The organism is Mycobacterium sp. UM_CSW (genome assembly GCF_000455205.1).
In the GTDB taxonomy this organism is placed as follows: Bacteria; Actinomycetota; Actinomycetes; order Mycobacteriales; family Mycobacteriaceae; genus Mycobacterium.
On the sequence record NZ_AUWQ01000160.1, the window covers coordinates 1 to 7,624 of the forward strand.

Annotated in this window: 6 protein-coding genes; 2 read left to right on the top strand and 4 right to left on the bottom strand. The window is 70.1% G+C overall.

Annotated features, from left to right (window positions below; all coding sequences use genetic code 11):
- The 3 genes from N415_RS30175 to N415_RS30185 form a co-directional block, all read right to left on the bottom strand.
- Nucleotides 1–591, bottom strand: a 591-nt coding sequence (locus N415_RS30175) for a PE family protein (protein ID WP_152531655.1), incomplete at its 3' end; no start/stop codon positions are given.
- A 116-nt stretch (nt 592–707) separates the two neighbouring features.
- Nucleotides 708–1,820: a trehalose-phosphatase gene (gene otsB, locus N415_RS30180; RefSeq protein WP_081665617.1), complete on the bottom strand. Its 1,113-nt coding sequence runs from the start codon at nt 1,818–1,820 to the stop codon at nt 708–710.
- A gap of 41 nt (nt 1,821–1,861) precedes the next feature.
- Nucleotides 1,862–3,178 (bottom strand): wax ester/triacylglycerol synthase domain-containing protein, encoded by a 1,317-nt coding sequence (locus N415_RS30185; RefSeq protein ID WP_068189935.1) that lies wholly within the window; start codon nt 3,176–3,178, stop codon nt 1,862–1,864.
- Nucleotides 3,179–3,346: 168 nt separating this feature from the next.
- On the opposite strand from N415_RS30185, the gene N415_RS30190 reads away from it, so the two are divergent.
- Both N415_RS30190 and N415_RS30195 read left to right on the top strand, forming a co-directional pair.
- A complete protein-coding gene (locus tag N415_RS30190; protein WP_068189938.1) occupies nt 3,347–6,628 on the top strand; it encodes an error-prone DNA polymerase in 3,282 nt (1,093 codons plus the stop codon).
- A gap of 146 nt (nt 6,629–6,774) precedes the next feature.
- Nucleotides 6,775–7,113, top strand: coding sequence for a hypothetical protein (locus tag N415_RS30195; protein ID WP_068189939.1), 339 nt, complete (start codon nt 6,775–6,777; stop codon nt 7,111–7,113).
- A 9-nt stretch (nt 7,114–7,122) separates the two neighbouring features.
- Here the strand turns inward: N415_RS30195 and N415_RS30200 are convergent, their stop codons facing one another.
- Nucleotides 7,123–7,533: a TIGR03667 family PPOX class F420-dependent oxidoreductase gene (locus N415_RS30200; protein WP_068189942.1), complete on the bottom strand. Its 411-nt coding sequence runs from the start codon at nt 7,531–7,533 to the stop codon at nt 7,123–7,125.
- Nucleotides 7,534–7,624: the final 91 nt, after the last annotated feature.

Below are 7,624 nucleotides of genomic sequence, written 5' to 3' on the forward strand. Positions count from 1 at the left end.
GCCGCCGCGACCGCCGGCCCCGCCGTTGCCGCCGGCCACCCCGGCGGTGGTGCTGCTGCCGCCGTTCCCGCCGAGACCGCCGTTGCCGATCAGCCCGGCGGAGCCGCCGTTGCCGCCGCTCAGGCCGGACCCGGCGGCTTGCGTGTAGCCGTTGCCGCCGTTGCCATACAGGAACCCACCCGGCTGGCCGTTCGGGCTCGCCGCGGTCCCGTCGGCGCCGTTGCCGATCAGCGGGCGTCCCAGCAGCGTCTGGGTGGGCGCGTTGATGGCGCCGAGCACATCCTGTTCGAGGGTCTGCAGGGGCGAGGCGTTGGCGGCCTCGGCGGCGGCGTAGGACAGGCCCGCGCCGTTCAACAGCTGCACGAATTGGTCGTGGAAAGCGGTCGCCCGCGCGCTGAATGCCTGATATGCCTGGCCGTATTCGCCGAACAGCGCGGAGATGGCCGCCGACACCTCGTCGGCGGCCGCGGCCTGCACCTGCGCTATCGGCGCGGCGGCGGCGGCGTTGGCCGAACCGATCGCCGACCTGATTCCCGCCAAGTCCGTTGCGGCCGACGCCACCACGTCCGGGGTCGCGAATACAAACGACATGCTGACCTCCCGAGTCGGCGGGAAGCCTAGCGGGTTTGCGTACCTCGCGCTCGGAGATACGCCGACGCTCAGACCATTCGCAGGAATGGCCGTGGTCAGCAGACCGAAGGTGATGGTTATGTGCGGGTGCTTTTCAACCGCTCGGCCAGCCGGTCGGTGAACTCGGCGGCCTGCGCGGGGGTATCCAGCGCGTAGAGCGCGGCGGTGGCGCGGTCACCGTCCTCGTTGTGCCGCACCAGGATCGGGACACCGTCCGCGCGGACGGCGTCGAACGCGTCCTCGTCGGTGATGTCGTCGCCGAGATACATCGGCACCAGCGGGCCGGCCTCGCGCAGGTGCTCGAGCACCCAGCGGAGGGTCTTTCCCTTGTCCCAGTCCATGTCCGGGCGCAGCTCGATGACCTCGCGGCCGGTGGTCACCCGAAGCGCGTCGCGCCGGCCCGCCGTCCGCACCGCCGCGGCGACCTCGGCGACGCGATCACGGGCGGCGTTGCGGTAGTGCACGGCGACGCCAAAACGCTTGTGCTCCACCACGACACCGGGAATGGACCCGAGCTTGTCGCGCAGCTCGGCGGCCGCCTGTTCGAGCACCGGCACGGCCGCCGCCGCGTCCTCGTTCTGGTGGTGCGTCCCGTCGGGCGCGGTCAGCTCGAAGCCGTGGCTGCCGGCATACCAGATGCCGGGCACGCCCAGGCGCTGCGTCACGTCGGCGAGGTCGCGCCCGGACAGCACCGCCACCGGGCACTGCGCGGCCAGCTTTCCCAGCGCCTCGACCGCGCCGGCGACCGGCCTCGCGGCGTCCGGGTCGTTGACGATCTCGGACAGCGTGCCGTCGAAGTCGTAGAACACCGCCGGGCGGTGGGCGGCCAGGGCGTCGAGCGCATCCAGCGCGTCCGGCAGCTCGGACATCCGGCGGTCCCCGGTGCGGACCGCGATCTGGTCGAGGTCGTCCACGACTGCATCGGCGTCACCCGCCGGGGCGACACCGATGACCAACGCGAACCCGTGCTCGCGCGCGGCCCGAACCACCGCCGGGTCGTTGGTGACGACGACGCTCCGGCCCGGGCGCACGCCCTCAACCACGAGATCGTCGCTCGACGAGAAGCCGCCGGTGTCGACGCCGGCATCCCGCAATTGCCTGATGAGTGCCTCGGTGGACCCCAATGCGGCGTCGAACAGCACCGCGTCGTGACGGCGAGGGTCGATAGTGACCGGCTCCAAGGTGGGCACCGATCAACCCTCTCACGGTGACCAAGGCCACCGGGTCCGGGTCAGCGCAGCGACGACGGGTGCGCGCGCTGCGACCGGTTCGGAAACGCCCGGGCCTTGCTCCTGCGCCGACGGTCCTTGCTGAACAGCAACACCGAGTCCTGGCTCAGCGCCACCAGCCGCGCCACACCCAATTCGATGCCGGCGGCGAGCTGCTTGACGTCGGCCGCGGCGTCGTATTCGCCGGTGATGCCGAACACCACCTCGTCGCCGTAGCTGAGCACGCCCACCCCGGTGCTCAGCCGCACGGCGGTCGGGGGAATCGGCAGGAAGCGCTCCAACGTCCGGCCCATCAGCCGCAGCTGGTGGCGGGGACCCGGCGCGTTGGTCGCCAGCGTCACGATCGCGCGTTGCGGCAGCCGCGCCAGCAGTTGTATCACGTTGCTGCGCAACATCGTCGGCAACATGTTGAGCGCCGACTCGACGAGGCCGGGCTCGTCGGTGTGCTTGACCTTCCACTGGTCCTGCACGGCCCGCAACAGCTGGACGGGGTCCTCGTGCTCGACGGGCAGATACGGCAGCATGGCCGATCGCATCGGCATCGGCACCAGGGTGCGCAGCGAGTCGGCCCGCGGTTGTTCGCCGCGGCCCAGCAGGACCGTACGGAAGCCCTCGGTGATGGCCGCGAGCGCAACGTCGTTGACGGTCACCCCGAATTTGCGGCACACGCGGTCGACGTCGGCGCGCGGCACCCGCACCGTGCCGTACTTACGCATGGTGGTGACCGCGCCGACCGCAGGCCGCGCCGCCGGCCACATCGCCCCGACGAGGGAGTCCGCCAGCCCCGCGGCCCGCCCGAGCGCGTCGGTCCAGCCGCGCTTGTGGTCCTGTGTCGGCGAAATCCCCTTCGGACCGGCGTGATTGGCGAACGTGTCGCGGTCGGCGTCGTCGCAGAGCCGGGTGAGCAGGTGGGCGGCGGAGTGGCCATCGGCCAGCCAGTGATGGACCTTCATCAGGATCGCCCACCGGTTGCCGCGCAGCCCCTCGATGACCCAGCACTCCCACAGCGGACGGTCCAGGTCGAGGGGGCGCTCCAGGGCATGGGCGATGGCCCGCGACAATTCGGCGTCATCGCCCGGTCGCCGAACCGCCACCCGGCGCACGTGATGGGCGAAATCGAGCCCCGGGCAGTCGATCCACTCGAAGTCCTGGGTTCGCAGCACCTGCGTACACCGCGGAATCGACGGAAGTCGCTGCGCCAGAAGATCTTTCAGTAGCTCGTCATCGGGGGCCGGACCGTCGACGATGGCGACCGCCCCGATCGCCAGGCTGGCATGCTGATCGGGGAACGCCGTGTCCAGTGTCTTCACCTGCGCCATGCTCAGTCCCCGCCGTCGAATTTTGATCTTGTACCAGTATCTGCGCGGCAGGTTATGCCCGGTAGGCCCCGCAGCGTTAAGACCTTGTTTAGGAGTTGAAGATCCGTTTAACAACCGTTGTCACGAGCCAGGGTTAAATCGAACATACATTCGAGTAGACTCGGCGACGTGGGTTGGTTTAATGGGCCGCTGAGCTGGTCGGAAATGGAGCGGGTGCTCGACGGCAAGCCGCGCCACGCCGGCGCGCCGGCGGATCCTCCCGAGGACGCCCCGTTGTCGCGCAGGCGCGGGACGTACCAGCCGCCCGACGACACCCGGCCGGCCCAATCCTCCGTCCCGTATGCCGAGCTGCACGCGCACTCGGCGTTCAGCTTCCTCGACGGCGCCAGCACCCCCGAGGAGATGGTGGAGGAGGCCGCCCGGCTGGGCCTGCGCGCCCTGGCGCTGACCGACCATGACGGTCTGTACGGGGCGGTGCGGTTCGCCGAGGCGGCCGCCGAACTCGAGCTGCGCACCGTCTTCGGCGCCGAACTCTCGCTGGGACCGGGCGCCCGCACCGAGCAGCCCGACCCGCCCGGCCCTCACCTGCTGGTGTTGGCCCGCGGCCCGGAGGGTTACCGACGGCTGTCGCGGCAGCTGGCCGCGGCGCACCTGGCCGGCGGGGAGAAGGGCAAGCCGCGCTACGACATCGACGCGCTGACCGAGGCCGCCGGCGGGCACTGGCACATCCTGACCGGCTGCCGCAAAGGCCATGTGCGCCAGGCGCTTTACCAGGGCGGTCCGGACGCGGCGGAGCGGGCGCTGGCCGACCTGGTGGACCGGTTCGGCGCGCACCGGGTCAGCGTCGAGCTGACCCGGCACGGTCACCCGCTCGACGACGAACGCAACGCCGCGCTGGCCGGGATTGCGCCGCGCTTCGGCGTCGGCGTCGTCGCCACCACCGCAGCGCATTTCGCGGATCCGTCGCGCGGGCGGCTGGCCATGGCGATGGGCGCCATCCGGGCCCGGGAGTCCCTGGATTCGGCCGCCGGGTGGCTCGCCCCGCTGGGCGGTTCACACCTGCGGTCCGGTGAGGAGATGGCCCGCTTGTTCGCATGGCGCCCCGGCGCGGTGACGGCCGCCGCCGAGCTCGGCGAGCAGTGCGCGTTCGGGCTGGCACTCATCGCGCCGCAGCTGCCGCCGTTCGACGTGCCCGCCGGGCACACCGAGGACAGCTGGCTGCGGCAGCTGACCATGGCCGGGGCGCGGGAGCGCTACGGGCTCCCGGAATCGGCGCCGCGCGCGTACGCCCAGATCGAGCACGAGCTGAAAGTCATTGAACACCTGACGTTTCCGGGTTACTTCCTGGTGGTGCACGACATCGCCCGGTTCTGCCGCCAGAACAACATCCTGTGCCAGGGCCGGGGGTCGGCGGCCAATTCCGCGGTCTGCTACGCCCTCGGGGTCACCGCGGTGGACCCGGTGGCCAACGAGCTGCTGTTCGAGCGCTTCCTGTCGCCGGCCCGTGACGGGCCGCCCGACATCGACATGGACATCGAATCGGACCAGCGCGAGAAGGTCATCCAGTACGTCTACGACAAGTACGGCCGGGACTACGCCGCCCAGGTCGCCAACGTCATCACCTACCGGGGCCGGATCGCGGTGCGCGACATGGCCCGCGCCCTGGGCTTTTCGCAGGGGCAGCAGGACGCGTGGAGCAAGCAGATCAGCCACTGGAACGGGCTCGCCGACTCGCCGGACATCGAGGACATCCCGGAGCAGGTGATCGACCTGGCCAACCAGATCCGGAACCTGCCGCGGCACATGGGCATCCATTCCGGCGGCATGGTGATCTGCGACCGCCCCATCGCCGACGTGTGCCCGGTGGAGTGGGCGCGCATGGAGAACCGCAGCGTCCTGCAATGGGACAAGGACGACTGCGCGGCAATCGGCTTGGTGAAGTTCGACCTGCTCGGGCTGGGCATGCTCTCGGCGCTGCACTACGCCATCGACCTGGTGGCCGAACACAAGGGGATCGAGGTGGACCTGGCCCGCCTCGACCTCTCCGAGCCGGCGGTGTACGAGATGCTGTGCCGCGCCGATTCCGTCGGCGTGTTCCAGGTGGAGTCGCGGGCGCAGATGGCCACGTTGCCAAGGCTGCGGCCGCGGGTGTTCTACGACCTGGTGGTGGAGGTCGCGCTGATCCGCCCCGGGCCCATCCAGGGCGGGTCGGTGCACCCCTACATCCGCCGGCGCAACGGCGTCGACCCGGTCGTCTACGACCACCCGTCCATGGAATCCGCGCTGCGAAAGACGCTGGGCGTGCCGCTTTTTCAGGAACAACTCATGCAGCTCGCCGTCGACTGCGCCGGCTTTTCCGCCGCCGAGGCCGACCAGCTGCGCCGCGCCATGGGCTCCAAGCGCTCGACCGAGCGGATGCGACGGCTGCGCGGCCGGTTCTACGACGGCATGCGTGAACTGCACGGCGCCCCGGACGACGTGATCGACCGGACCTACGAAAAGCTGGAAGCCTTCGCCAATTTCGGGTTCCCCGAGAGCCACGCGCTGTCCTTCGCGTCGCTGGTGTTCTACTCGTCGTGGTTCAAGCTGCACCACCCGGCGGCGTTCTGCGCGGCGCTGCTGCGCGCGCAGCCGATGGGCTTCTACTCGCCGCAGTCGCTGGTCGCCGACGCGCGCCGGCACGGCGTGACGGTGCACGGCCCGGACGTCAACGCCAGCCTGGCGCACGCCACCCTCGAGAACGAAGGGATGGAGGTCCGGCTCGGTTTGGGTGCCGTCCGCCACATCGGCGACGACCTCGCCGAGCGGCTGGTCGACGAGCGAAAAGCCAACGGCCCGTTCGCCTCCCTGCTGGATCTGACGACCCGGCTGCAGCTGTCCGTGCCGCAGACCGAGGCGCTGGCCACGGCCGGTGCGCTGGGCTGCTTTTCCATGTCCCGGCGCGAGGGGCTCTGGGCGGCCGGGGCCGCCGCCACCCAACGCCCGGACCGGCTGCCCGGCGTGGGCTCGTCGTCGCACATCCCTGCGCTGCCGGGGATGAGCGAGCTGGAGCTGGCCGCCGCCGACGTGTGGGCCACCGGCATCTCCCCGGACAGCTACCCGACGCAATTCCTGCGGGAGGACCTGGACGCGATGGGCGTGGTGCCCGCCGAGGCGCTGGGATCCGTGCCCGACGGCGACCGCGTGCTGATCGCCGGCGCGGTGACCCACCGGCAGCGGCCCGGGACGGCCCAGGGGGTGACGTTTATCAACCTCGAGGACGAGACCGGGATGGTCAACGTGCTCTGCACGCCGGGGGTGTGGGCGCGCCACCGCAAGCTGGCCAACACCGCGCCCGCGCTGCTGATCCGCGGGCAGGTGCAAAACGCCAGCGGCGCCGTCACAGTCGTGGCCGAGCGGCTGGGCCGCATCACCCTGGCGGTCGGCTCGAAGTCGCGCGACTTCCGCTGAGCCGCTTAGCGTCGAACGTGGACTGGCCGCGCGGTTTTGGCGGTCGTCGTGCCTCTTGCACGGAAAGGCGCACAGCAAATCCGCCGCGTCGTAAGCTATTCGAAAAGATCGCTTGGGATCGGCTGTATTGATTCAGGGGAGTCGTAATGAAATTCGAGCTCGTTCGCCGCGGCGCCGTGATATTGGGTTGTGCTGCGGCGCTTGTTCTTTCCCCGGCGGTGGCCAGCGCCGATCCGCCCGATCCGCATCAGCCGGACATGACGAAGGGCTTCTGCCCGGGGGGTCGATGGGGTTACGGCAATTTGGCCGTGTGCGACGGCGAGAAGTACCCCGACGGCTCGTTTTGGCACCAGTGGATGAAAACCTGGATAGTCGGCCCGCAATTTTATTACGACTGCGTCGGCGGGGACGAACCCCTTCCGGGGCCGCCGCCGCCCGGCGGCTGCGGCGGGGCGATTCCGCCCGGGGGGCCGCCCCCGCCCTGATCTCGGGGGTCAGCCGGTCGGCGTCGTCCACACCTTCGTCGGCGTGATCTTCAACCGGGTGCTGTAGGTGGCCATCGCGTCGGTCAGACCGAATCTCGCCGCCGCGTCACGGTACTTGGCCCAGTACGGCTCGTCGTCGCGGCAGTCCACGTCGGTGGCGTCCACCGTGGCCATGCCGCCGATGACGATGATTCCCCCGCCGTTGCCGTCGGAGTCGAGGTTCAGGCTCACCTGCGGGTGCGCCTTGATGTGGGCGACCTTGGCCGCCTGCGGCGTGGAATAGACCGTCAGGTCGGTCCCGTCAAAGTAGAACCAGATCAGCCGCGGGACCGGTTGCCCGGACTTCGCGACCGTCGTCAGCCAGCCATATTGATCCGACGTCAGCCTGTCGGAAACCTCTTGTGTCAGTTCGACGCTCATGGACCCGAATGTAGTCTCCACTCAGTGTCAGGGTGATGCTGCCGCATGTTGCGGTGGTTGGATCCTGATCACCTGGTGTCTGGCTCGTAGT

Bases quoted from the DNA above. Each gene is read 5' to 3' on its own strand.
- N415_RS30185 (WP_068189935.1), bottom strand. From the start codon at position 3,178: ATGGCGCAGGTGAAGACACTGGACACGGCGTTCCCCGATCAGCATGCC.
- N415_RS30195 (WP_068189939.1), top strand. From the start codon at position 6,775: ATGAAATTCGAGCTCGTTCGCCGCGGCGCCGTGATATTGGGTTGTGCT.
- N415_RS30200 (WP_068189942.1), bottom strand. From the start codon at position 7,533: ATGAGCGTCGAACTGACACAAGAGGTTTCCGACAGGCTGACGTCGGAT.